At 70.2% G+C, this 21,642-nt stretch carries 19 protein-coding genes; 9 read left to right on the top strand and 10 right to left on the bottom strand.

Going from position 1 to position 21,642, the window contains the following annotated elements:
- Positions 1–12: 12 nt before the first annotated feature.
- Together AB5J55_RS36455 and AB5J55_RS36460 are read right to left on the bottom strand one after the other, a co-directional pair.
- A complete protein-coding gene (locus AB5J55_RS36455; RefSeq protein WP_369274709.1) occupies positions 13–2,235 on the bottom strand; it encodes a family 16 glycoside hydrolase in 2,223 nt (740 codons plus the stop codon).
- Positions 2,235–4,712 (bottom strand): ThuA domain-containing protein, encoded by a 2,478-nt coding sequence (locus tag AB5J55_RS36460; protein WP_369274710.1) that lies wholly within the window; start codon positions 4,710–4,712, stop codon positions 2,235–2,237. The genes AB5J55_RS36455 and AB5J55_RS36460 overlap by 1 nt, the downstream gene beginning before the upstream one ends.
- Positions 4,713–4,890: 178 nt before the next feature.
- Here AB5J55_RS36460 and AB5J55_RS36465 point away from each other — a divergent pair, with 178 nt between their 5' ends.
- From AB5J55_RS36465 to AB5J55_RS36475, 3 genes are all read left to right on the top strand, one after another.
- Positions 4,891–5,907, top strand: a complete 1,017-nt coding sequence (locus AB5J55_RS36465) for a multicopper oxidase domain-containing protein (RefSeq protein ID WP_369274711.1) — start codon at positions 4,891–4,893, stop codon at positions 5,905–5,907.
- A 14-nt stretch (positions 5,908–5,921) separates the two neighbouring features.
- Positions 5,922–6,845 (top strand): ornithine cyclodeaminase family protein, encoded by a 924-nt coding sequence (locus tag AB5J55_RS36470; RefSeq protein WP_369274712.1) that lies wholly within the window; start codon positions 5,922–5,924, stop codon positions 6,843–6,845.
- A gap of 114 nt (positions 6,846–6,959) precedes the next feature.
- A complete protein-coding gene (locus tag AB5J55_RS36475; protein ID WP_369274713.1) occupies positions 6,960–7,994 on the top strand; it encodes a LacI family DNA-binding transcriptional regulator in 1,035 nt (344 codons plus the stop codon).
- A gap of 235 nt (positions 7,995–8,229) precedes the next feature.
- Here AB5J55_RS36475 and AB5J55_RS36480 read toward each other — a convergent pair whose 3' ends face one another.
- Positions 8,230–9,021, bottom strand: coding sequence for a VOC family protein (locus AB5J55_RS36480; protein ID WP_369276388.1), 792 nt, complete (start codon positions 9,019–9,021; stop codon positions 8,230–8,232).
- 270 nt (positions 9,022–9,291) lie between these two features.
- Between AB5J55_RS36480 and AB5J55_RS36485 the strand changes: the two genes are divergently transcribed.
- Positions 9,292–9,546 carry a WhiB family transcriptional regulator gene (locus AB5J55_RS36485; RefSeq protein WP_369274714.1) on the top strand — a complete coding sequence of 85 codons (255 nt, stop codon included), beginning with the start codon at positions 9,292–9,294 and terminating at the stop codon, positions 9,544–9,546.
- Between the two features lie 325 nt (positions 9,547–9,871).
- On the opposite strand, the gene AB5J55_RS36490 is transcribed toward AB5J55_RS36485, so the two are convergent.
- The 5 genes from AB5J55_RS36490 to AB5J55_RS36510 all read right to left on the bottom strand — a co-directional run bounded on the left by AB5J55_RS36490 (position 9,872) and on the right by AB5J55_RS36510 (position 16,608).
- Positions 9,872–10,846, bottom strand: coding sequence for an acyl-ACP desaturase (locus tag AB5J55_RS36490; protein WP_369274715.1), 975 nt, complete (start codon positions 10,844–10,846; stop codon positions 9,872–9,874).
- A 217-nt stretch (positions 10,847–11,063) separates the two neighbouring features.
- Positions 11,064–11,840, bottom strand: a complete 777-nt coding sequence (gene ddaH, locus AB5J55_RS36495) for a dimethylargininase (RefSeq protein WP_369274716.1) — start codon at positions 11,838–11,840, stop codon at positions 11,064–11,066.
- A gap of 100 nt (positions 11,841–11,940) precedes the next feature.
- Positions 11,941–14,226, bottom strand: a complete 2,286-nt coding sequence (locus AB5J55_RS36500) for an ATP-binding cassette domain-containing protein (protein WP_369276389.1) — start codon at positions 14,224–14,226, stop codon at positions 11,941–11,943.
- Between the two features lie 22 nt (positions 14,227–14,248).
- Positions 14,249–15,874, bottom strand: a complete 1,626-nt coding sequence (locus AB5J55_RS36505) for an ABC-F family ATP-binding cassette domain-containing protein (protein WP_369274717.1) — start codon at positions 15,872–15,874, stop codon at positions 14,249–14,251.
- 317 nt (positions 15,875–16,191) lie between these two features.
- Positions 16,192–16,608: an SsgA family sporulation/cell division regulator gene (locus tag AB5J55_RS36510; RefSeq protein ID WP_369274718.1), complete on the bottom strand. Its 417-nt coding sequence runs from the start codon at positions 16,606–16,608 to the stop codon at positions 16,192–16,194.
- 231 nt (positions 16,609–16,839) lie between these two features.
- Between AB5J55_RS36510 and AB5J55_RS36515 the strand changes: the two genes are divergently transcribed.
- The gene (locus tag AB5J55_RS36515) at positions 16,840–17,943 is read left to right on the top strand and encodes a WD40/YVTN/BNR-like repeat-containing protein (protein WP_369274719.1); all 1,104 of its coding nucleotides are present in this window, start codon (positions 16,840–16,842) and stop codon (positions 17,941–17,943) included.
- 49 nt (positions 17,944–17,992) lie between these two features.
- Entirely contained in the window at positions 17,993–18,319 is a 327-nt protein-coding gene (locus AB5J55_RS36520) for a plasmid stabilization protein (protein WP_369274720.1), read from the top strand.
- Between the two features lie 3 nt (positions 18,320–18,322).
- On the opposite strand, the gene AB5J55_RS36525 is transcribed toward AB5J55_RS36520, so the two are convergent.
- Complete coding sequence (locus AB5J55_RS36525; protein ID WP_369274721.1) at positions 18,323–18,619, bottom strand: YciI family protein; 297 nt, start codon at positions 18,617–18,619, stop codon at positions 18,323–18,325.
- Positions 18,620–18,681: 62 nt separating this feature from the next.
- Between AB5J55_RS36525 and AB5J55_RS36530 the strand changes: the two genes are divergently transcribed.
- Complete coding sequence (locus AB5J55_RS36530) at positions 18,682–19,380, top strand: endonuclease V (protein ID WP_369274722.1); 699 nt, start codon at positions 18,682–18,684, stop codon at positions 19,378–19,380.
- A 306-nt stretch (positions 19,381–19,686) separates the two neighbouring features.
- Positions 19,687–19,833, top strand: coding sequence for a morphogenic membrane protein MmpA (gene mmpA / locus AB5J55_RS36535; RefSeq protein ID WP_164905106.1), 147 nt, complete (start codon positions 19,687–19,689; stop codon positions 19,831–19,833).
- A gap of 27 nt (positions 19,834–19,860) precedes the next feature.
- On the opposite strand, the gene AB5J55_RS36540 is transcribed toward mmpA, so the two are convergent.
- Entirely contained in the window at positions 19,861–21,042 is a 1,182-nt protein-coding gene (locus tag AB5J55_RS36540; RefSeq protein WP_369274723.1) for a trans-acting enoyl reductase family protein, read from the bottom strand.
- A gap of 91 nt (positions 21,043–21,133) precedes the next feature.
- Between AB5J55_RS36540 and AB5J55_RS36545 the strand changes: the two genes are divergently transcribed.
- Positions 21,134–21,517: an MmcQ/YjbR family DNA-binding protein gene (locus AB5J55_RS36545; protein WP_369274724.1), complete on the top strand. Its 384-nt coding sequence runs from the start codon at positions 21,134–21,136 to the stop codon at positions 21,515–21,517.
- Positions 21,518–21,642: the final 125 nt, after the last annotated feature.

The following is a 21,642-nucleotide window of genomic DNA, read 5'->3' on the forward strand; positions in this document are numbered from 1 at the left end:
CTGCTTGTCGATCTACAACTCCTTGATCCGGATGTCCCGGTACGAGACCACGTCCGTGGTGCCGTGCACCTGGAGCCCGACGTAGCCGGAGGCGAACCTGCGCCCGTCCGTGCCCGGGTCGTCCGAGCGCGGCGGGACGAAGTCCTGACCGCCGGTGTTGTCGAACTCGTTGATCAGCACGCCGTTGCGGTAGACCGAGTAGTGCTGGTCGACCACGCGGATCTCGTAGTCGTTCCACGTGCCCTTCTGGGTGACGCCGGCACCGGCGAGCCCCACCCGGTCGAAGCCGTACACCGAGCCCGTCTTGTACATGTCGCCGTCGGGACGGTCGAGCACCTGCACCTCGTGCCCGTACTTGATGGCGACCCACTCCGGCCGCGACTCCTCGGAGTGGTCGTGGACCCACGGGAAGCGGACGAACACGCCGGAGTTGGCGTTGCCGGTGCCCGGAGCGTCGTCGCGCCACTGCAGCTTGAGCGAGAAGTCGCCGTACTTGCGCTCGGGGAACCACAGCATGCCCAGGCCCGCCTTGCTGGTGCCGCTGGTGATCGAGCCGTCGGCGTTCTGCGCGAACGAACCACCGCCCACCTGCTGCCACTTGGCGAAGGACTCCGCGCTGCCGTCGAGGATCGTGCGATAGCCCTCGGTCTGGCCGGGCTTGCCGATCCCGGACTGCCGGGCCGCCTTGCGTACGGCGTTGTACTCGCGCTGGTCGACGACACCTTCCTTGAGGAGCTTGTCCAGGACCGTCGTCACGTGCTTGATGAACAGCGCGTGGGACGTCCACTCCTTCTCGTCCTCGATCAACTCGTTGATCCGGCAGCGGCTGTTCGTGAGCCGGTTCGGGACACCCGAGTCGACCGTACCGACGATCACCGTCAACCGCTCGTCGAACTCCGGGCAGTTGGGGGCGGGGACCTGGCCGGCCACCACGGTGAAGGTCACCGTGCGGGCGGTGGAGGTGTTCCCCGCCTTGTCCGTCGCCCGGTAGCCGAGGGTGTGGGTGCCGGCGCGGTCGACGACCACCGGGGCGCCGTATGCGAGATACGGCCCGCCGTCGATCGAGTACTCGATCCGGTCGACACCCGAGCCGTGGTGCTCGTCGGTCGCCGTGACGGTCACCTTGGCATTGCCGATGTACGCCCCGTCGGAGTTCCTCGTGCCCTCGACGGTCACGCCCGTCACCGGCGCCGTCGTGTCCGGCTGGGGCGCCGCCACGACCGTGAACTGCACATTCTTCTCGGCGGCGACGTTCCCCGCCTTGTCGGTGGCCCGGTAACGCACCGTATGAGCGCCGACCTCGTGCACCATCACGGGCGCGGTGTACGGCTGCCAGGCGCCGCCGCCGATCGCGTACTCGATGGTGTTGACGCCGGAACCGGTGTCGGAGGCGGAGACGGTGACGGTCGCCATGTCGATGTACGTGCCGTCGGGGTTCTGCTCGCCGCTGACGGTCGCCGAGGTCTCCGGCGCCGTCGTGTCGTCGGTGGGCGGCGGGACGACCGTGAACTGGGCGCTCTTCTCCGCCGAGACGTTCCCCGCCTTGTCGAAGGCCCGGTAGCGGATCTTGTGGTCGCCGACCTGGTCGACGACGACGGGCGCGGTGTACGGCTGCCAGGCGCCCGCGTCGCCGACCGCGTACTCGGTGCGGTCGAGCCCGGAGCCGCCCTCCTCGTCGGTGGCGTGGACCGCCACGCTCGCCGAACCGACGTACTGGCCCTGCGCGTTCTGCGTCCCGCTGACGTGGGCCGACGCCTGCGGTGCCGTCGTGTCCTCGCCGCTGCCCTCGGTCACCACGAGGATGCCCTGCATCTGCCCGTGACCGGGGATCGTGCAGTAGTAGCGGTAGCGGCCGGGAGTGAGCGTGACCTCGGCGGTGTGCTTGCCGCCCTGGTCGTCGTTCGGATTGGCGAGGATGTTGAGCTGGACGTCGTTGTTGAACTCGGGGTCGGAGGTGTCGAACGTCAACGTGTGCGGCATCCCGGTGGTGTTGCCGGTCGCCGTGCTGTTCTCGAAGACGATCGTCGTCGTGCCGGCGACCGCCGTCACGGGCGCCGACGCGTACTTCGTGATGTCGTCACCGGCCGTCCAGGTGAGTGTCTGGGCGGCGGCAGCGTTCACGGACGGGGACTCCGGCCGCCCGACGGCCGGGACGGACTGCAGCCCCAGCATCACCAGCAGCACGGCCAACAGGGCCGCCCAGACTCTTCGCCGAGGTGGACTGCTTCGCATCATCACTGGGCTCCCCTCGCCAGCTGGTCGGCGGCCGGAGTCGGAGCGCCGCCCTTGTAAGTGACCCGCCACAGCGCCGACTTGGTGTCCGACGTGAAGAAGCCGCGGCCGTAGTCGAGCACGTACAGCACGCCGTCCGGGCCGAACTTCCAGTCCATGAGGTTCTTGATGCCGTCGTTGCCGACCGGCACGATCTTCTTCAGCGACTCCGAGTGAATCGGCAGACCGCCGTCACCCTGTGTCTTCGGGTCGGTGATCACCGCGTTGCGCGGCTGGTCGGCGTCGTAGAAGTCGCCGACGAACCACTTGCCGTCCCAGTAGGCCGGCCACTTGCTGTCACCGGCGCTCGCCGCGTCGTACCGGTAGACCGGCCCGTTCATCGCGGCCTGGCCACCGCCCTTGAGCCACGGCAGCGCGTAGGTGGCCTCCTCCTGCTTGTACGACGGGACGCCGTTCGCGTCCCGCGGGAAGTCCGGCGCGCCGCCCTGGGGCGAGTACCAGATGTTGTTGCCGGTGACCGGCGGGAGGTTGACGAGGCCGTCGTTGTTCGGCGACTCGTTCTTCGGGTGGTCGCAGTCGTACCAGCCCAGCGGCTTCGTCGGGTCGGGCAGGTTGCGGTCACGGTAGGGCTGCTTGTTGCCCATGCAGTACGGCCAGCCGCGGTTGCTCGCCTTGGTGATGACGGCGAAGGTGTCGTACTTGGCCGGACCCCAGGTCGTCGAGGGCGCGCCCGCGTCGGGGCCGACCCAGCCCGCGTACAGGACGTCCGTCTGCTTGTCGACGGAGATGCGGGCGGGGTTCCTGACCCCCATCACGTAGATCTCGCCGCGTGTCTTGCCGCCGCCCTCGTCGGTCTCCCGGCCCGTGAAGAGGTTGCCCTCCGGCAGTGTGTACGTGCCGTCCGGCTCCGGGTGGATGCGCAGGATCTTGCCGTTGAGGTTGTTGGTGTTGCCGGCGGTGCGGCGCGCGTCGGCGAAGGAGACGCCCTTGTAGTTGGGCTCGGGGTTGTTGCCCGAGTAACCGTCGCTGAAGCGGCTGGAGTTGTTGTCGCCGGTCGCGATGTACAGGTTGCCCTTGGAGTCCCAGGCCATCCCGCCACCCGAGTGGCAGCAACTGTGCACCTGCACAGGCCACTTGAGCAGCACCTTCTCACTGCTCAGATCCAGCTTGTCGGTGGCCAGGTCGAGCGTGAAGCGGGAGACGCGCCGCTCGGCCATCCGCGTGTCGCGGTTGAGCTGGGAGTGCGGGGTGTAGTGCAGATACACCCAGCCGTTGGCCTCGAAGCGTGGATCGAGCTCGATGCCGAGGAGCCCCTCCTCGACCTTGATCAGCTCGTCGCCGCCGCCCTTGTTGCCGAAGACCGTGAGCGCCCCGGCCAGGGTGACCTTCTTGGTCTTCGGGTCGTAGACGTGGATCTCGCCCTTGCCCTTGCCGATCTCCGGGTTGTTCCAGTCGGTGACCACCGGCTGGGAGGAGTCGGCGCCGCCCCGGCCGATGTAGAGCACGCGGCCGTCGGGAGCGGTGACCAGGCCGTGCGGCTCGCCGATCTGGTCGTTCTGGCCGGGCCGGTTGGGCTGGGTGAGCCGCTCGGCCTTGTAGTTGCCGGTGATCGTGGCCTTGCAGTCGGCCTGGACCAGCCGCGTCGTCCACAGCAGGGCCCCGCGCAGATGGGTACGGAAGTCGGTCTCGTCGTAGGACGACGTCGTGCCTCCCATACCCGTGTAGAAGGAGCGGCCGCCGTCGTAGTCGCGGCACCAACTCACCGGGTGATCCCAGCCGTTGGCGCCCGTGCCCGGCTGGTACGACGACTCCCGGACCCGGGCGACCGTGTGCACCTCGCCCGACGGGTTCTTCGCCCAGTTCAGCCACTTGTCCGGCCGTTTCCACTGCACCGGCAGCTCCTTGGAGGCCGGGTGCCGCCGGTCACCGACCTCAACCACGGCCCGCTGCACGTTCGTCGGGCCGCCGGCGGCCGGGCGGGCGCCGACCAGGCCGGTGAACCAGTCCGAGTACGGCTCGGCGCGGGCCGCGTCATGGATGCCGACGAAACCGCCGCCCGCCTCCATGTAGGCCTCCAGGCCCGCCTCCTGCTCGGGGTCGAGGACGTCACCGCCGCCGGTGAGGAACACGATCGTGTTGAAGCGGCCCAGCTTCGTCTCATTGGTGAAGACCGAGGCGTCGTTCGTGGCCTCGGTCTTGAAGCGCTGGTCGGCCGGGCCGGACAGGCCGATCTTCTCGATCGCCCCGATGCCGGCGTTCACCACGGGCGACTCCTCGCCGCCGGCCGCGGACCCATAGAAGATGAGCACTCGTACATTCGCGCCGCCTGGTGGCGACTTGATGGACATCGTTGTCAGGGGTGGCTCCGGGGCCGGGCGCGCGTCGGCTGCCGGGGCGGACATCAGCCCGGCGGCGACGATCCCGGCGGTCACAGTGGCCACCCAGGTCTGTCTTGTCGTGCTCAACCCTCGCAAGTGCATGGGCACCTCCACGGTCACAGCAACAGCGACAAGGAAGCTAGACCCCTTTGAACGACTCGCCAATACCTACGGCCGTACTGGGGCCAACTTTGTCCTGAGTGTGGATAAACGAGGGATCGGCCGGTACCGTCTCAGCGGTTCACCCCCGTAATTTCCGTAACGCCGTGGGGAGTTCGGCATGAGCGAAGGCAGCTTCACCAGACGCGGCTTCGACAGGCGCACCTTCAACAGACGCGTCCTGCTCGGTGGCGCGACCGTCGCGACATCGTTGTCGCTCGGGCAGGTGCCCGAGGCCGCGAGCGCCGACGCGCCGGCGAAGACCGCCCCGGCCGGCGGCGAGGTCAGGCACCTCAAGCTGTACGCCGAGAAACTCGCCGACGGGCAGATGGGCTACGGCTTCGAGAAGGGCAAGGCGACCATCCCCGGCCCGCTGATCGAGCTCAACGAGGGCGACACCGCGCACATCGAGTTCGAGAACACGATGGACGTGCCGGTGAGCCTGCATGTCCACGGCCTCGACTACGAGATCACCAGCGACGGCACGAAGCTCAACAAGAGCGACGTGGAGCCCGGCGGCACCCGTACCTACACCTGGCGCACCCACGCCCCCGGCCGCCGCAAGGACGGCACCTGGCGGGCGGGCAGCGCCGGTTACTGGCACTACCACGACCACGTCGTCGGCACGGAGCACGGCACCGGCGGCATCCGCAAGGGCCTGTACGGGCCGGTGATCGTCCGGCGCAAGGGGGACGTCCTGCCCGACGCGACCCACACGATCGTCTTCAACGACATGCTGATCAACAACAAGCCCGCGCACAGCGGCCCCAACTTCGAGGCCACGGTGGGCGATCGCGTCGAGTTCGTGATGATCACGCACGGCGAGTACTACCACACCTTCCACATGCACGGTCACCGCTGGGCGGACAACCGCACGGGCATGCTCACCGGCCCGGACGACCCCAGCCAGGTCATCGACAACAAGATCGTGGGCCCGGCGGACTCCTTCGGCTTCCAGGTGATCGCGGGGGAGGGGGTCGGCGCGGGCGCGTGGATGTACCACTGCCATGTGCAGAGCCATTCGGACATGGGGATGGTGGGACTGTTCCTGGTGAAGAAGACGGACGGGACGATCCCGGGGTACGACCCGCACGATCACGGTCATGAGCCGGCCTCCGGGTCCGCGCACGAGCACTGACGCATCATGTACGGGTGACACTTGTACTGACGCGTGGTGACCTGGAGTCCGTACTGGAGCCGCAGGCTTGTCTGGCCGCCCTGCGGGAGGGGTTCCGGACCGCGGACGCCGTGCCCGTCGCCGGGCAGCGAGTGCGGACCGACCTGCCGTTCCCCGGCACGGCCACCGCGCTGATCCCCGGCCTGCTGCCGGGCATCGAGGCATACACGGTGAAGGTCAACGCCAAGTTCCCCGGCGCGCAACCGGCGTTGCGCGGAGTGATCTGCCTGCACAGCGGGCAGGACGGCGAATTGCTGGCGCTGCTGGACTCGGCCACGGTGACGGCGTGGCGTACGGGACTGGCGGCGGCGCTGGGGACGGACCTCCTCGCCGGTCCGGGTGAGGCGGTGGGGGTGATCGGGGCGGGGGCCCAGGCCGAGTTGGTGGTACGCGGGCTCGCGGCGCTACGGCCTGGCAGCGCCCTGGTCGTCCACGACACGTCCGCCGACCGCGCCGCGGCGTTCGCGGGGCGGCACGGCGGGCGTGTGCTGTCCTCCGCGGCGGAGGTCGCCGCCGCTGCCGACGTCGTCCTGTCGGCCACTTGGTCGAGGGAGCCGCTGCTGCGACTGGCGGACGCCAGAAGGGGCCAGCACTTCACGAGCCTGGGAGCCGACGAGCCGGGCAAGGTGGAGCTGGCAGTCGACCTGCTGGCGGCCGCGACGGTCGTGGTCGACGACCGTGAACTGGCGACGACCATGGGCGCCTTGGCCCATGGCGGTACCGCCGACGCGACCTTGGGCGAGGTGGTGCGGGGTGAACATCCGGGACGCGCGAGCGCCGAGAGCCTTACCGTCTACGCCCCGGTCGGGCTGCCCTGGCAGGACCTGGCGTTGAGCTGGTTGGCGTATCGGGCGGCACACCGGGAGGGCATCGGGCGGCGGGTGGATCTCCTGGCGTGAGGACCTCGTGCTTGCCAGAGGAGTCCACGAGCGCTTTGGATCATCCGAGAGCGCTCTCACCTCCGCCTCCACCACGGCTATCCTGATCCGCAACCGCCGACGAGGAGCCCCGCAGTGACCGAAACCGCCCCACGTCCCACCCTGGAGGCCGTGGCCGCCCGGGCCGGGGTCTCACGGGCCACCGTGTCCCGGGTCGTCAACGGCGGGGACGGGGTCCGGGAGCCGCTCGTCGAGCGGGTCCGCGCGGCGGTGGAGGAACTCGGGTACGTGCCCAACCAGGCCGCCCGCAGTCTCGTGACCCGGCGCCATGACGCCATCGCCGTCGTCGTCGCCGAACCCGAGACGCGTGTCTTCGCCGACCCCTTCTTCGCGCTGCAACTGCGCGGCATCAGCAAGGAGCTGACGGCCCACGACAACCAGTTGGTGCTGCTCCTCACGGAGGGCCGCGACGACCACGCCCGCGTCGGCCGCTACCTCGCCGGCGGCCATGTCGACGGGGCACTCGTCTTCTCGCTGCACCTCGACGACCCGCTGCCCGTACTGATCCAGCGCGCCGGGGTCCCCACCGTGTTCGGCGGACGGCCCGGGTGGCGCGGCGACCAGCGTGGCGTGGTGTACGTCGACACCGACAACCGTGGCGGCGCCCGTGACGCCGTACGGCATCTCGTCGGCCTCGGCCGCACCCGCGTCGCGCACATCACCGGCGCCCTCGACCAGACGTCGGCGGTGGACCGGCTCGACGGATACCGGGATGTCATGGTCGACGCCGATCCACGGCTGATCGTCGAGGGCGACTTCACACCGGCCGGCGGGGAACGGGCGATGCGCGAACTGCTCGCACGCTGCCCCGACCTGGACGCCGTGTTCGCCGCGAACGACCTCACCGCTGCGGGTGCGCTGCGGGTGCTGCGGGAGTCGGGGCGGCGGGTGCCGGACGATGTCGCCGTGGTCGGGTTCGACGACATGCTGCCGATGGCGGACCAGACCGACCCGCCGCTCACGACGGTCCGTCAGGACATCGAGGAGATGGGCCGACTGATGGCCCGGCTGCTGCTGCGCAGCCTCGACCGCCGCACCGGTGAGCAGGTGGGAGGCGCGCCGTCCAGCGTCGTCCTGCCGACGACGCTGGTTCGGCGCGCATCCGCCTAGGCCCTGTCGTTTGGATCAGCTCGGCTGTGAGGATCGGTTCCTCTTGGCGGACCCTAGCGGGGTGTGGTGCGTGCAGCTGCAAGGCGGAGGAAGGAGTCGACGCGATGGGGGTACCCCCGCTCGAGCGATGTCGGGAGTGGGGGAGTCGGCGACCGACGACAACGCGGCAGATGTGCGTGCCGGGGCCCGCGACGCCGAGATCATCCAAACGACAGGGTCCAGCGGTCGGGCGTACTCAGCTCGGCACCGGTGCGCTCTTGATCACCGCGAAACGGGCGCCGTAGGGGTCGGTGAGCTTGGCGACACGGCCGACGTCCGGGAGGTCCGTGGCGGGCATGCGGACCCCGCCGCCCAGCTCCTGCGCCCTGGCGACCGTGGCGTCCGTGTCGGTGACCTCGAAGTACGGCAGCCAGTACGCCGGTCCGTCCGCCTCCGCCGGGTCGTCGGCCTTGTCGACGACCCCGCCGAACATGGCGTCCTCGCCTTGGCCCGCAGGGCTGAACGTCGTGTAGGTGCCGCCGTAGAAGTCGAGGGCGAAGGTCTCCATGCCGAGCGTGGTGTTGTAGAAGCCCGCGGCGGCCGGTACGTCCGTGGTGTACAGCTCCAGCCAGCACAGCGTCCCGGGCTCGTTCATGACGTCGAGGCCCTTGTTGGTGCCCGGCTGCCAGAGGCCGAAGCCCACGCCCGCCTTGTCGGCGAGGATGGCCATGCGGCCCATGTCCAGCACGTCCATGGGCTGCACCAGCACCGCGCCGTGCGCCTGCTCGGCCGCCTTGGCCGTGGCGTCCGCGTCCGGTGTCTGGAAGTACACCGTCCAGGACGGCGGGCCCTGCTCCTCGGTGGTCTGCATGCCGCCGGCCGTCGTCCTGCCGTCGAGCTGGAAGAGGCCGTAGCCGCCGGTCTCGGGCCCGCCCGGCTGGAATCGCCAGCCGAACAGGCCGCCGTAGAAGGAACTGGCGCCCTCGATGTCGGGGGTGCCGACATCGATCCAGTTCGGCGCGCCGGTGACATAACGGGTGGTGAGCATCATCGCCCTCCTCGGAAGGGTCCCGTTGTCTGCTCTGCCGAGTCTTGCACCGCCCACTGACAATCGCTGCCGGAGTACCGCCGTCGTTTCGAGCGACCACTGCGGCTACCGCGGGTGACCGGTACGGGTCTGCTGGTTTTCACCCGTTTCCGCGCGCCGCCGTGCGTCGCCGCGTGCGGAGGGAGACCATCGAGTCGGCCGGGGGCCTCGCGGCGCGGCGTTGATCCCGCGTTGATCGAACGTTTTTCGCCGCCCGGCACGATCCTGCGCATGCTCATCGACACGATCACAACGATCACCTCGCCCGACCTGGACTGGCAGCAGGAGGCGTTGTGCGCGCAGACCGGGGCGGACTTCTTCTTCCCCGAGCCGGGCAGCTCCGTACGCGAGGCGAAGCGGATCTGCGGCATGTGCCCGATCCGCTCCGCCTGCCTGGATTGGGCCCTCGACAACGACGAACGCTTCGGCGTCTGGGGCGGTCTGTCGGAGAAGGAACGCCTTGAGCTCAGGCGTACGGCACGCTGAACCGGACGGCCGCCTCGAAAGGGTGGCTTGCGGCGCGTCCTGGCCGTCCTGCCGGTTGGAGGCGCTGAGCGCGCACATCCCAGCCGGGGGTGTCGCCGACGTGGCAGCGGGCCGGTGTGCACGGTCACGCCGGCCCATGCGGCCCGAGGCCTGCGCTCTGCGGGCCCCGTCCGCAGCCGTCGGCTCGCCGACGCGGTCGCGGGGCCCTGGGAGCTCACCGGCCCTCACCGCGGCTCACAGGCCCGCTCAGGTGCCGTGCTGTCAGCGGGCCGCGCGGCGGCCGTCGCCGCACGCGGTTCAGCCAGGTGGCCTCAGCCGGCTTCCGTCAGGCCCCGGCGCGAGCCGCCATGCGGGTCTTGCGGGCCGCCAGCTTCTCGTCGAACTTCAGGGCCTCCGCGTCCAGGCCGCCCATGTAGAGGCCCAGCTCCTCCTGGGCCTTCTGGCCCTCGGGGCCGAGGCCGTCGATCTCCATGATCTTCAAGAAGCGGAGGACGGGCTGCAGGACGTCGTCGTGGTGGATGCGCAGGTTGTAGACCTCGCCGATGGCCATCTGGGCGGCGGCACGCTCGAAGCCGGGGATGCCGTGGCCGGGCATGCGGAAGTTCACGACCACGTCCCGCACCGCCTGCATGGTCAGGTCCGGCGCGAGCTCGAAGGCCGCCTTCAGCAGGTTCCGGTAGAAGATCATGTGCAGGTTCTCGTCGGTCGCGATGCGCGCCAGCATGCGGTCGCAGATCGGGTCACCCGACTGGTGGCCGGTGTTGCGGTGCGAGATGCGGGTCGCGAGCTCCTGGAAGGCGACGTAGGCGACCGAGTGCAGCATCGAGTGCCGGTTGTCCGACTCGAAGCCCTCGCTCATGTGCGACATCCGGAACTGCTCCAGCTTGTCCGGGTCAACCGCGCGCGAGGTGAGCAGGTAGTCGCGCATCACGATGCCGTGGCGGCCCTCCTCGGCGGTCCAGCGGTGCACCCAGGTCCCCCAGGCGCCGTCGCGGCCGAAGAGGGAGGCGATCTCGTGGTGGTAGCTGGGGAGGTTGTCCTCGGTCAGGAGGTTCACGACCAGGGCGATGCGACCGATCTCGGTGACCTGGGACTGCTCCTTCTCCCAGGCTTCGCCGTCCTCGAAGAAGCCGGGGAAGTTGCGGCCGTCGGTCCACGGCACGTACTCGTGCGGCATCCAGTCCTTGGCGACCTTCAGATGCCGGTTGAGTTCGGTCTCGACAACTTCCTCCAACGCGTACAGCAGGCGGGCGTCGGTCCAGACGGCGGGGCTGCCAAGGTGAGGGGAAGTAATCGTCACGGGAACTCCAGGGGGACGCACAACACAGGAAAGATGCCCGGCGAGCGGTTGCCGGAACCTACGGAATCGTAGGCTACGAAACCGTAGGTTACGTAGCCGTAGGTTAAGGGCGGCGTAAAGACCGCTGATCAGCCCCGTTCCGTCGAGAGTTCACGGGTGTGCGAAAAGCCCCGGGACCCGCAGGTCCCGGGGCTGAACGAGTGCAGCACTCAGTCGGTCACGCGTACAGATCCCGCATCCGTACCGAGAGACATGTCACACAGCCTTCGAGCTTCTCGAACTCGCCGATATCGACCAGAACGGGCTCGTGGCCGAGGTCGGCGAGCAGTTCCGCCGTCTTCGGCGCGCTGGCGGCCATCAGCAGCTTCTCGCCGCCGAGCAGCACCACATGCGCCCCGGACTCCTCGGGCACCGGCAGGAAGCGGGGGAAGAGGGACGGTGCGTCCAGTTGGGGGATGCGGCCCAGAATCGTTCCGTCGGGCAGCGCCGTGATCGCCGACTTCAGATGCAGCACCTTGCTCACCGGTACGGCGACGACCCGCGCTCCCAGCGGCTCGAACGCGGCCCGCAGCTGCTGGACGCCGGCCGCGTTGGTACGGCCGCCCCGGCCGACGTAGATCGTGTCGCCGACCTTCAGCACGTCGCCGCCGTCCAGCGTGCCCGGCTCCCAGATCCAGTTCACGGAGCAGCCCAGCGAGGCCACGGCCTCCTCGACACCCAGGGTCTCGTCGCGCCGGGACTCGGCGCCGGGCCGGGTGATCAGCGCGACGTTCCTGTACATGACGACGGTGTCCTCGACGAACACCGAGTCGGGGCAGTCGTCGGCCGGGTCCACCTCGACCGTCTCCCAGCCGTGCGTGCGCAGGGCCTCGACGTACGCCTCCCACTGCTCGACCGCGAGATCGAAGTCGACCTTCTCGCGCTCGATATGCGTGACCAGCCCTTCGGCGAGGCGTGGGCTCGGGTGGCGGACGAGGGCCTTCTTGCTGGGCACGACGGGATCTCCGGATCGATGGCAGGTTCGGCGCCCCTGATGCATGGGGCACCGATCCGCCATGATGCAGGCCCCGTGTGCCCGCACAAAACCCCTGCGGTCAGGCTGTGGCCCTCCTGAGATGCTCCGCGGTGAAGGACCCGTGGGTTTTGCGGAGCTGCTGCGGGGTTCCCTCGAAGATCACCCGGCCCCCGTCCCGGCCGCCGTCCGGACCCAGGTCGATGATCCAGTCGGCGTGCGCCACGACGTCCAGGTTGTGCTCCACGACCACCACCGTGTTGCCCGTGTCGACCAGCCGGTCCAGCAGGCCGAGCAACCCGTCGACGTCCGACATGTGCAGCCCGGTCGTCGGCTCGTCGAGGACGTAAACCGCTCCGGTGCCGTTCTTGTTGCGGCGCCCGTCCGGCTCCTTGTGCAGCCGCGTCGCCAGCTTGATGCGCTGCCGCTCGCCGCCGGAGAGGGTGGACAGCGGCTGGCCCAGCGTGAGGTACGTCAGCCCCACGTCCCGCAGGGCGCGCAGCCTGCGCCGTACGCCCGCGTCCTGGAAGAACTCCAGTGCCTGGTCGGCCGTCATCCCCAGGACGTCCGCGATGGAGTTGCCGTCGACGGTCAGCCGCAGCACCTCGTCCTTGAAGCGCCGCCCCTCGCAGTCGTGGCACGTCGTAGTCACCGGGTCCATGAAGGCGAGGTCGGTGCAGATGATCCCGCGGCCCTCACAGGTGCCGCACGCGCCGGTCGAGTTGAAGCTGAAGAACCCCGGCTCCGCGCCCGTCTCGCGGGCGAAGATCTTCCGTACCGTGTCCATGATTCCGAGATACGTCGCCGGCGTCGACCGCCCGGAGATCCCGATCGACGACTGGTCCACGACCACGGCGTCGGCGTGCGTGTCGGTGAACACCGCGACCAGCGTGCTCTTTCCGGACCCGGCGACCCCGGTCACCACGGTGAGCACCCCGCTCGGGAACTCCACCGTCACGTCCCGCAGGTTGTGCCGGTCGGCACCTTTCACCCAGAGCCCACCGTCCGCCGTTCGTACGTCCTTCTTGATCGAGGTGCGGCGGCCCAGGCACCGCCCGGTCACCGTGCCCGCTCCGGCCAGTTCGCCCGGCGTCCCCTCGAACACGACCTCTCCGCCGCCCGCGCCGGCGGCCGGCCCCATGTCGACGACGTGATCGGCGAGCGCGATGACGTCCCGGTCGTGCTCGACGACCAGCACGGTGTTGCCCTTGTCGCGCAGCCGCAGCAGCAGATCGCCCAGGCGGCCGACATCGCGTGGATGCAGGCCGACGCTGGGCTCGTCGAAGATGTAGGTCATGCCGGTGAGGCTGGAGCCCAGGTGGCGCACGGTCTTCAGGCGCTGACCCTCGCCGCCGGAGAGCGTGGACGTCTCGCGGTCCAGGCTGAGGTAGCCGAGGCCGATGGCGTCGATGCGTTCGAGGGCGCTGACGGCGGCCCGGGCGATCGGTCCGGCGACCGGGTCGGCGATGTCCTTCAGCGCGGGGATCAGATCGCTGACCTGCATACGCGCGCACTCGGCGATGTTCATGCCGTTGATCCGGGTCGCGAGCGCCGCGGCGTTCAGGCGGGCCCCGTCGCAGACCGGGCAGGTGCCCTCGGCCAGGAACTCCCGCACCAGATCGCGGGTCTTCTGGCTCATCGCCGACAGGTCCCGCTTCAGGTACAGCCGCTCGAAGCGGGTGGCCAGCCCCTCGTACTCGGTGGTCCAGGTGCCGCCTGTGCCGTTGACGGTGACCTTGCTGCCGGGGCGGCCGTGCATCAGGAACTTCCGCTCGGCGGCGGTGAAGCGCCTGACGGGCTTGTACGGGTCGAGTTCGGCGCTGTTGGTGTACGCCTGCCCTTGCCAGGTGCCCGCCGCGAACGGCGGGAAGCGGACCGCCCCGTCGGCCAGCGAGCGGTTCGGATCGAGGATGCGGTCCCAGTCCGGCCGCACGGTCCGGCCCAGGCCGTCGCACTCGGGGCACATGCCGGAGGGGTCGTTGAACGAGTACGCGGTCGCCGGCCCGGCGCTCGGGGTACCGTGCCGGGAGAACAGCACCCGGATCACCGAGTAGATGTCGGTCATCGTGCCGACCGTGGACCGGGAGTGGCCCCCGATCGGCCGTTGGTCGACGACGATCGCGGGCGAGAGGTCCTCCAGTGCCTCGGCGTGCGGCCGCTCGTACTTGGGCAGCCGGTTGCGCACGAACCACGTGAAGGTCTCGTTCAGCTGGCGCTGCGACTCGACCGCGATCGTGTCGAAGACGATCGACGACTTCCCCGATCCCGAAACGCCGGTGAACACGGTCAGCCGGCCTTTCGGGATGCGGAGAGCGACGTCCTTGAGGTTGTTCTCCCTTGCTCCGGTGATGGTGATGAAATCGGGCATGAAGTCGGCCATGCAGTCGAAGCTAGGCGGGATACCCGACAGCTTCTGGCGTGATTTCCTTCAGTTCTCCGTCCTCCACCATCAGCCAGCGTGTGATGCCGATCGACTCCAGGAACGGCAGGTCGTGACTGGCCACGATCAGCGCCCCCTCGTACGACTCCAGGGCCGAGGTGAGCTGCCGAACGCTCGCCATGTCCAGGTTGTTCGTCGGCTCGTCCAGCATCAGCAGCTGGGGTGCGGGCTCGGCGAGCATCAGCGCGGCCAGCGTCGCCCGGAAGCGTTCGCCGCCGGACAGCGTCGCCGCCTTCTGGTCGGCGCGGGCGCCCCGGAACAGGAAGCGGGCCAGCCGCGCCCGGACCCGGTTGTTGGTGGCGGCCGGCGCGAACCGGGCCACGTTCTCGGCGACGCTCAGCTCCCCGTCCAGCACATCGAGCCGCTGCGGCAGGAACCGCAGGGGCACATGGGCCTTCGTCTCGCCGGCAACCGGCTCCAGCTCCCCGGCGATCGTCCGCAGCAGCGTCGTCTTGCCCGCGCCGTTGCGCCCGATCAGCGCGATCCGCTCCGGTCCGCGCAGATCGAAGCCACCGGCGACGCGCGCGCCGTACGCGAGCTCCAGGTCCATCAGCGTGAGCACGGTACGGCCCGGCGGTACGGCCGTGTACGGCAGGTCGACGCGGATCTCGTCGTCGTCCCGTACGGCGTCCACCGCGTCGTCGAGCCGCTCCTTGGCCTCCGCGAGCCTCTCCTCGTGCATGATGCGGTGCTTGCCGGCGGACTCCTGCGCCGCCCGCTTGCGCGCCCCCATGACGATCTTCGGTTCGCGCTTCTGGTCCCACATCTTCTGCCCGTACCGCCTGCGCCGGGCCAGCTTGACCTGAGCGTCCACGAGTTCGCGCTTCTGCTTCTTCAGATCGGCCTCGGCGACCCGCACCATGCGCTCGGCCGCCTCCTGTTCGGTGGCGAGCGCCTCCTCGTACGCCGAGTAGTTGCCGCCGAACCAGGTGACCTCGCCGGAGCGCAGATCGGCGATCTGGTCGACGAGTTCCAGCAGTTCGCGGTCGTGACTGACGACCACCATCACCCCCGGCCAGGACGCGACGGCCGCGTACAGCCGCCTGCGCGCGTACAGGTCGAGGTTGTTGGTGGGCTCGTCCAGCAGCAGGACGTCCGGGCGGCGCAGCAGCAGCGCGGCCAGCCGCAGCAGCACCGACTCGCCGCCCGACACCTCACCGATCGTGCGGTCCAACTCGACGTGTCCGAGCCCGAGTTCGCCCAGGGTGGCGAGGGCGCGCTCCTCGACGTCCCAGTCGTCGCCGACGGTCTCGAAGTGCTTCTCGGCCACGTCGCCCGCCTCGATGGCGTGCAGTGCGGCCCGCCGGTCCGCGATGCCGAGGGCCTTGTCGACCTTCAGGCCGGTGTCGAGGGTGACGTTCTGCGGGAGATAGCCGACCTCGCCGGCGACGCGTACGGCGCCGTCGGCCGGGGTGAGCTCACCGGCGATCAGCTTCAACAGGGTTGACTTCCCTGACCCGTTGATGCCGACGAGCCCGGTCCGGCCGGGGCCGAACGCGACGTCGAGGCCCTCGAAGACGGGGCTGCCGTCGGGCCAGGTGAACGAGAGGGACGTACAGGTGATGGAAGTAGACATGCGGGCCTCCGCGGATGCTCGAAGCGATCAAGGGCAAACGCGTTTCGAGACACCGGCGACCGGCGGGGAGGCCTCAGGAGGGTATGAGAAAAGCCCTGTTTCCGGAGGACGGCTCGAATGCCGAGGTCGCACGCTGCGCACACACCTCAGGTGTGTGACGCGGTGTCTCAGGACCTCAGACGAGCAACGTCCTTCTCCAATCGACGGCAACAGGACCGCTGTAAACGCTAAGAGGGGACAGGGAGGGTGTCAACGCAATTAACGCGCCGCAGGCCGGGCGGCGCGTTCGGAGTGGAACGCCCAGTGGTGCGTACGCCTCAGCAGGCGTCCCGCATCAGCTCCGCCAGGTCGTGGTCCAGGTCCAGCTGGAGGTGCTCCAGGCCGAGCGGCACCAGTTCGCTCGTGGACTGCAGGAAGCGGCGTATCTCGCCGGAGCGGATGTGCACGACGGCGGTGCCCTCGGGGGCGTGGAACTCCAGGACCGTACGGTCGTAGCCGTACGGCCGCACGCGGACGTCGCCATGGCCCTCGGGTGCCTCCAGGCCGGCCAGGAGCAGCTCGCGGCTGAAGGTCCAGCAGACCTCCACACCCTCCAGGGTGGCCGGGGCCGGGAAGGTCATGCGTACGGCGAACGGGTCGCGGCGGTCGTAGTGAAGGGTGGCCGGAATGCTCGGCATCCGCGGCGCGGCGGCGACGAGACGGGCCTCGACGGGCTGCTCGATTACGGTGGACAACGCCTTGCTCCCTTGTGACGGCTGGACGAACTTCCGGGCGGACGAGATGGGCACTGGTAGAGACGACGGAATCAGCCAATCCGTGCACACGAATGTCGAGTGACCTCTGTCACCGCCTTCATGCGCGGGAGTGGTGCGTTCGCCCTGCAGTGCCGGGAAAGTCACATGTGGTCTCTGTGGTGGACGTGGCCATCTGGACGGCGCCGTGGCGGTCGGCTAGCTTCGCCCGCCATGAGGCGTTCGGGGAGCACGCGACGGGTTGGGCGTACATTTCGGACAGTGGCCGCGGGGGCGGCCTGCGGGGCGGCGCTCGTCGCGCTGACGGCCGTACCGGCACAGGCGCACGGGCCGCAGAACCGGGCGCCGCACTGGGAGGTCAAGGACAGCGGCGCGCCCGAGGTGCGTTTCAGGGGACTGTCCGCCGTCAGCCGCAACACCGCGTGGCTGGCCGGAACCGCGGGCACCGTCCTGCGTACCACCGACGGCGGCGCGAGCTGGCGGAACGTCTCGCCGCCGGGCGCGGCCGAGCTGCAGTTCCGGGACATCGAGGCGTTCGACGCGCGCCGCGCGGTGGTGCTGGCCATCGGGGAGGGCGAGGCGTCCCGCGTGTACCGCACGGACGACGGCGGCGCGACCTGGACCGAGTCCTTCCGCAACACCGACGCGCGGGCCTTCTACGACTGCATGACGTTCTTCGACCGCCGCCACGGCCTGGCGATGAGTGACCCGGTGGAGGGCAGGTTCCGCATCCTGTCGACCAGCGACGGCGGCCGCTCCTGGAAGGTGCTGCCCAGTGCCGGCATGCCCGCGGCGCAGGAGGGCGAGGCCGGCTTCGCGGCGAGCGGGCAGTGCCTGGTGAGCTCCGGGCCGAAGGACGTCTGGCTCGCCACCGGCGGGGCCGCACGCGCGCGTGTGCTGCACTCCCGCGACCGGGGGCTGACCTGGACGGCCGCCGACTCGCCGATCCCGGCGGGCGATCCGGCCCGCGGCGTCTTCGCCCTCGCCTTCCGCGACCGCGCGCACGGCCTCGCGGTCGGCGGCGACTACCGCCCCGACCAGACCTCCCCACGCGCCGCCGCCCGGACCGGTGACGGGGGCGCCGGCTGGCAGCCCGCCGCGCTGCCGGTGCAGGCCTACCGCTCCGGCGTGGCCTGGCTCCCGCACAGCCGCACCACCGCCCTCGCCGTCGGCCCCACCGGCACCGACCTGACGACCGACGGCGGGCGCACCTGGCGGACCGTGGACACCGGGTCGTACGACACCGTGGACTGCACGCCGGATCCGGGGTGCTGGGCGGCGGGGGAGAAGGGCCGGGTCGCGCGGCTGGAGAGCTGACGGCGAATTGTGGGTACTCGGTCGCGGACTGCGAGAGGAGTGACCCGACATGCCACGCGGTTCCAGCCCCAAGCGGGAGCGCCAGTACGAGCACATCAAGCAGAGCGCCCAGGACCGGGGCGAGAGCACCGGGCGAGCCGAGGAGATCGCGGCACGGACGGTGAACAAGGAGCGCGCCCGGTCCGGCGAGTCGAAGACCGCCAGCCGCACCTCCACCCAGGACATGTCCTCCGGCAAACGGGGCGGCCAACGGTCGGGCAAGGGCTCCCAGGGGCCCACCTACGACCAGCTCTACGCGGAGGCCAAGCAGCGCAACATCCGGGGCCGTTCGGACATGAACAAGACCCAGCTCAAGCAGGCGCTGGGCAACAAGTGAGGCTCAGTCCGGCGTCTCGCGGTACCGCTCGAGTTCCGGCGCCGTCTTGGTCGCGTAGAACTCGGTGATGCGGTAGCCGCAGACCCCGGCGGCCACGAACGGGTCGGTCGCGGCGATCTCCTCGATCAGGGCCCGGTTCCCCGCGACGGCGAGGATCACCCCGCCGTCGCGGGGGTTCTTGCGCCCGGACGCCAGGAAATGCCCCCTCTCGTACTGCTCGTCGAGCCACGCCACATGTGCCTCCAGCACGGCGTCGACGGCCTCGATCGGTGCGGTGTACGTCAGCTCCAGCACGAACATGATCGCGAGCCTACCCCTGGGCCCACGGCGGCCGGCCCCCTCGCCGTACGCTCGTACCCACCATGACGACCGTAAGCATCCCCGCGGGCTGGCCCGCGACCGAGGAAGAGGCCCGCGCCGTCCAGGACGAGTTGCGGGAAAGGGTGGTGCTCGACGAGCCGGGGCCACCGCCCGGATCCGGGCATGTGACCGGCGTCGACGTGGCCTACGACGACGAACGGGACGTGGTGGTGGCAGCGGCGGTCGTGCTGGACGCCGCGACTCTGGAGGTCGTCGCCGAGTCCACGGCGGTCGGCCGGATCTCCTTCCCGTACGTCCCCGGCCTGCTCGCCTTCCGCGAGATCCCGACGGTGCTGGCCGCCCTCGACGCCCTGCCCTGCCCGCCCGGCCTGGTCGTCTGCGACGGCTACGGCCTCGCCCACCCCCGCCGCTTCGGCCTCGCCAGCCACCTCGGCGTCCTCACCGGCCTGCCCACGATCGGCGTCGCCAAGAACCCGTTCACCTTCACCTACGACGCCCCCGCCCCCACGCGCGGATCGTCCGCACCCCTCCTGGCAGGCGACGAGGAGGTCGGCCGAGCCCTCCGCACCCGGGACACCGTCAAGCCGGTCTTCATCTCGGTGGGCCACCGCGTCACCCTCCCCAACGCCTGCGCCCACACCCTCGCACTGACCCCCGAGTACCGCCTGCCGGAGACGACGCGCAGGGCGGACGGGTTGTGCCGACGGGCGTTGAAGGAGGCGACCGGTACGGGGGCTTAGGCCAAGGGGGAGGTCAGGCCGGGGCAGCTGGTGCCCCGGCTGGTCCCTGCCTCCACCCGCCGCAGGGCCGAAGCGTCTCAACGCCGGCCCGTGCATCTCAGCCCGTCCGGCGTTCGGGGACGAGGCCGTTCACGCCGACAGCGGGGGTCTGGGGGCGGCAGCCCCCAGGTACGGGACGGGTAGGGGCGGCGGGGGCGAAACACCTCCCGGCCCGCACCTGACGACGACCGAGCACGCGGGCTGAGTACGTCGTCTGAGTACCCGTACGGATGTCAGCCCCTCGGGGTGGTCGGCAGGCTGAGCCGCATGACGACGCACCGCTCCCCCAAGCCCCTCGCCGACCCCGACCGCCCCGTCGAGCGTGCCGTGACGGCCGCGCTGGTACTCGCCACGTTGGCCGGCCTCGGCTGGATCGTCGGGATGATCTACACGATCGCGGGGTGGCCGCTCTAGGGGTGGGGGGACGGTCGCAGGATCGGTTCAGCGCGTGGCGGCCACCCGGAAGGTGATCCCCGCCGACCGCAGCCGCTCGATCAGGGCGTCTCCCATCGCCACGGCTGTCGTGACCTGCCCGGCCGTCGGCGGCAGATCGTCGAAGGCGAGGGACAGGGCCCCCTCGGCGAACATCTTCGCCGTCTCCCCGTACCCGGGGTCCCCGCCCGACACTTCGGTGAAGACCCGCCGGCCGCCGCCCTCACCCACGAAGCGGACGGAGAACCAGCTCTTCGCACGCTTCTCCGGGCCGGGCCCCTCGCCCGGCTTGAGCCGGTCGGACAACCAGCGCCGGGCGGGCGGCAGTTGGGCGGCCGTGAAGAGCCCGCCCATCGCCGCGACACCGCCGAGCGCGATCGGCAGATGCCGTACGGCGGCGTAGTGGCGGTACCGGAAGTCAGGGCCGTAGCGATCGAGGGCCCGCGCGGACCGCTTGACCACCTGCGGGTCGATCGTCGGCAGCGGCACCGCCCACGCGCCGACCTCCTTGGCGAACCGGGGCGCGCCCGTCGGAGCCTGGGCCCGACGCCCCATCAGCCGCGGCTCGTGCCGGGCACGATCACGCGCGGCGGCCAGCATCTGACGCCCGCGCGCGAACTGGTTGAGCGCGGAGGCGAACGTGCCGCCCGAGAAGGTGGCATCGACGGTCACGAACCCGTCCACCGTCAGCGGCACGCCCTCCGGCAGCTGCTGGACGGTGAAGTACGCGCCCAGATCGTGCGGAACGGAGTCGAAACCGCAGGCGTGCACCAGCCGCGCACCCGTCTCACGCGCGCGTGCGTCGTGCCGGACGTACGTCCGGTCCACGAACTCCGGCTCACCGGACAGATCGAGATAGTCGGCGCCGGTGTCCGCGCACGCCGCCACGAGGTCCTCGCCGTACGTCACATAGGGGCCCACCGTCGTGGCCACCACGCGCGCGTGCTCGGCAAGACGGCGCATCGAGGCCGGATCGGAGACGTCCGCCTCCAGCAGCCCGACCCCCTTGCCGCCGTCCGGCAGCCGGTCGCGCAGCCGCTCCAGCTTCTCCTTGCTGCGACCGGCGATCGCCCAGCGCAACCCCTCGGGCGCATGCGCGGCCAGGTACTCCGCGGTGAGAACCCCGACGAATCCCGTCGCTCCGAAGAGCACGATGTCGTACGGGCGATCCGTCCTGTCCAGCCTGGTCATGACACCCCTCGGTCTCGCAGCACGCGCCGTTGTCGGTGGCCGAGGCTAGCGTGAGGGGTGCGGAGCCCGACGACGAGCCCGGAGGTTAGCGGTGGCCGTGCCCAGGACTGCCCTGAAGAAGTGGGAAAAAGTACGCGAGTTCGCCCTCGGGATGCCGGGCGCCGTCGAGGACTTCCCGTGGGGCGAGACGGTCGCGAAGGTCAACAAGAAGGTGTTCGTCTTCCTCGGCGTCGCCGACGGCAGCTATCCGATGGGCGTCACCGTGAAGCTCAAGGACGAGTCGGCCCACGCCCACGCCCTGACCTGCCCGGGTGCCGAACCCGCCGGCTACGGCCTGGGCAAGGCGGGCTGGGTGAGCATCCCGCTGGAGCAGAAGGGCGCTCCGGCGGCGGAGCTGCTGTGCGACTGGGTGGAGGAGAGCTACCGGGTGATCGCGCCGAAACGGCTGATAGCCGAGCTGGACGGGCGCGACTGACTCGACAGGACCGTGACCGGCCGGGTGACCGGTCGGTAAATTGGCTAAGCGCTTGCTCGTCAGGTCTTGTGTCCGCTGGAACACGTTCTTAGCATCACTGGTGTTACATCAGTTGTGTCACGCCA

Origin of the sequence: Streptomyces sp. R11, from assembly GCF_041051905.1 — a bacterium.
Classification (GTDB): Bacteria; Actinomycetota; Actinomycetes; order Streptomycetales; family Streptomycetaceae; genus Streptomyces.

Coding starts and splice junctions, on each gene's coding strand:
- AB5J55_RS36505 (WP_369274717.1), bottom strand. CDS start 15,874: ATGTCTACTTCCATCACCTGTACGTCCCTCTCGTTCACCTGGCCCGAC.
- AB5J55_RS36480 (WP_369276388.1), bottom strand. CDS start 9,021: ATGCTCACCACCCGTTATGTCACCGGCGCGCCGAACTGGATCGATGTC.
- mmpA (WP_164905106.1), top strand. CDS start 19,687: ATGACGACGCACCGCTCCCCCAAGCCCCTCGCCGACCCCGACCGCCCC.
- AB5J55_RS36525 (WP_369274721.1), bottom strand. CDS start 18,619: ATGTTCGTGCTGGAGCTGACGTACACCGCACCGATCGAGGCCGTCGAC.
- AB5J55_RS36530 (WP_369274722.1), top strand. CDS start 18,682: ATGACGACCGTAAGCATCCCCGCGGGCTGGCCCGCGACCGAGGAAGAG.
- AB5J55_RS36515 (WP_369274719.1), top strand. CDS start 16,840: ATGAGGCGTTCGGGGAGCACGCGACGGGTTGGGCGTACATTTCGGACA.
- AB5J55_RS36460 (WP_369274710.1), bottom strand. CDS start 4,712: ATGCACTTGCGAGGGTTGAGCACGACAAGACAGACCTGGGTGGCCACT.
- AB5J55_RS36455 (WP_369274709.1), bottom strand. CDS start 2,235: ATGATGCGAAGCAGTCCACCTCGGCGAAGAGTCTGGGCGGCCCTGTTG.
- AB5J55_RS36465 (WP_369274711.1), top strand. CDS start 4,891: ATGAGCGAAGGCAGCTTCACCAGACGCGGCTTCGACAGGCGCACCTTC.
- AB5J55_RS36500 (WP_369276389.1), bottom strand. CDS start 14,226: ATGCCCGATTTCATCACCATCACCGGAGCAAGGGAGAACAACCTCAAG.
- AB5J55_RS36485 (WP_369274714.1), top strand. CDS start 9,292: ATGCTCATCGACACGATCACAACGATCACCTCGCCCGACCTGGACTGG.
- AB5J55_RS36540 (WP_369274723.1), bottom strand. CDS start 21,042: ATGACCAGGCTGGACAGGACGGATCGCCCGTACGACATCGTGCTCTTC.
- AB5J55_RS36520 (WP_369274720.1), top strand. CDS start 17,993: ATGCCACGCGGTTCCAGCCCCAAGCGGGAGCGCCAGTACGAGCACATC.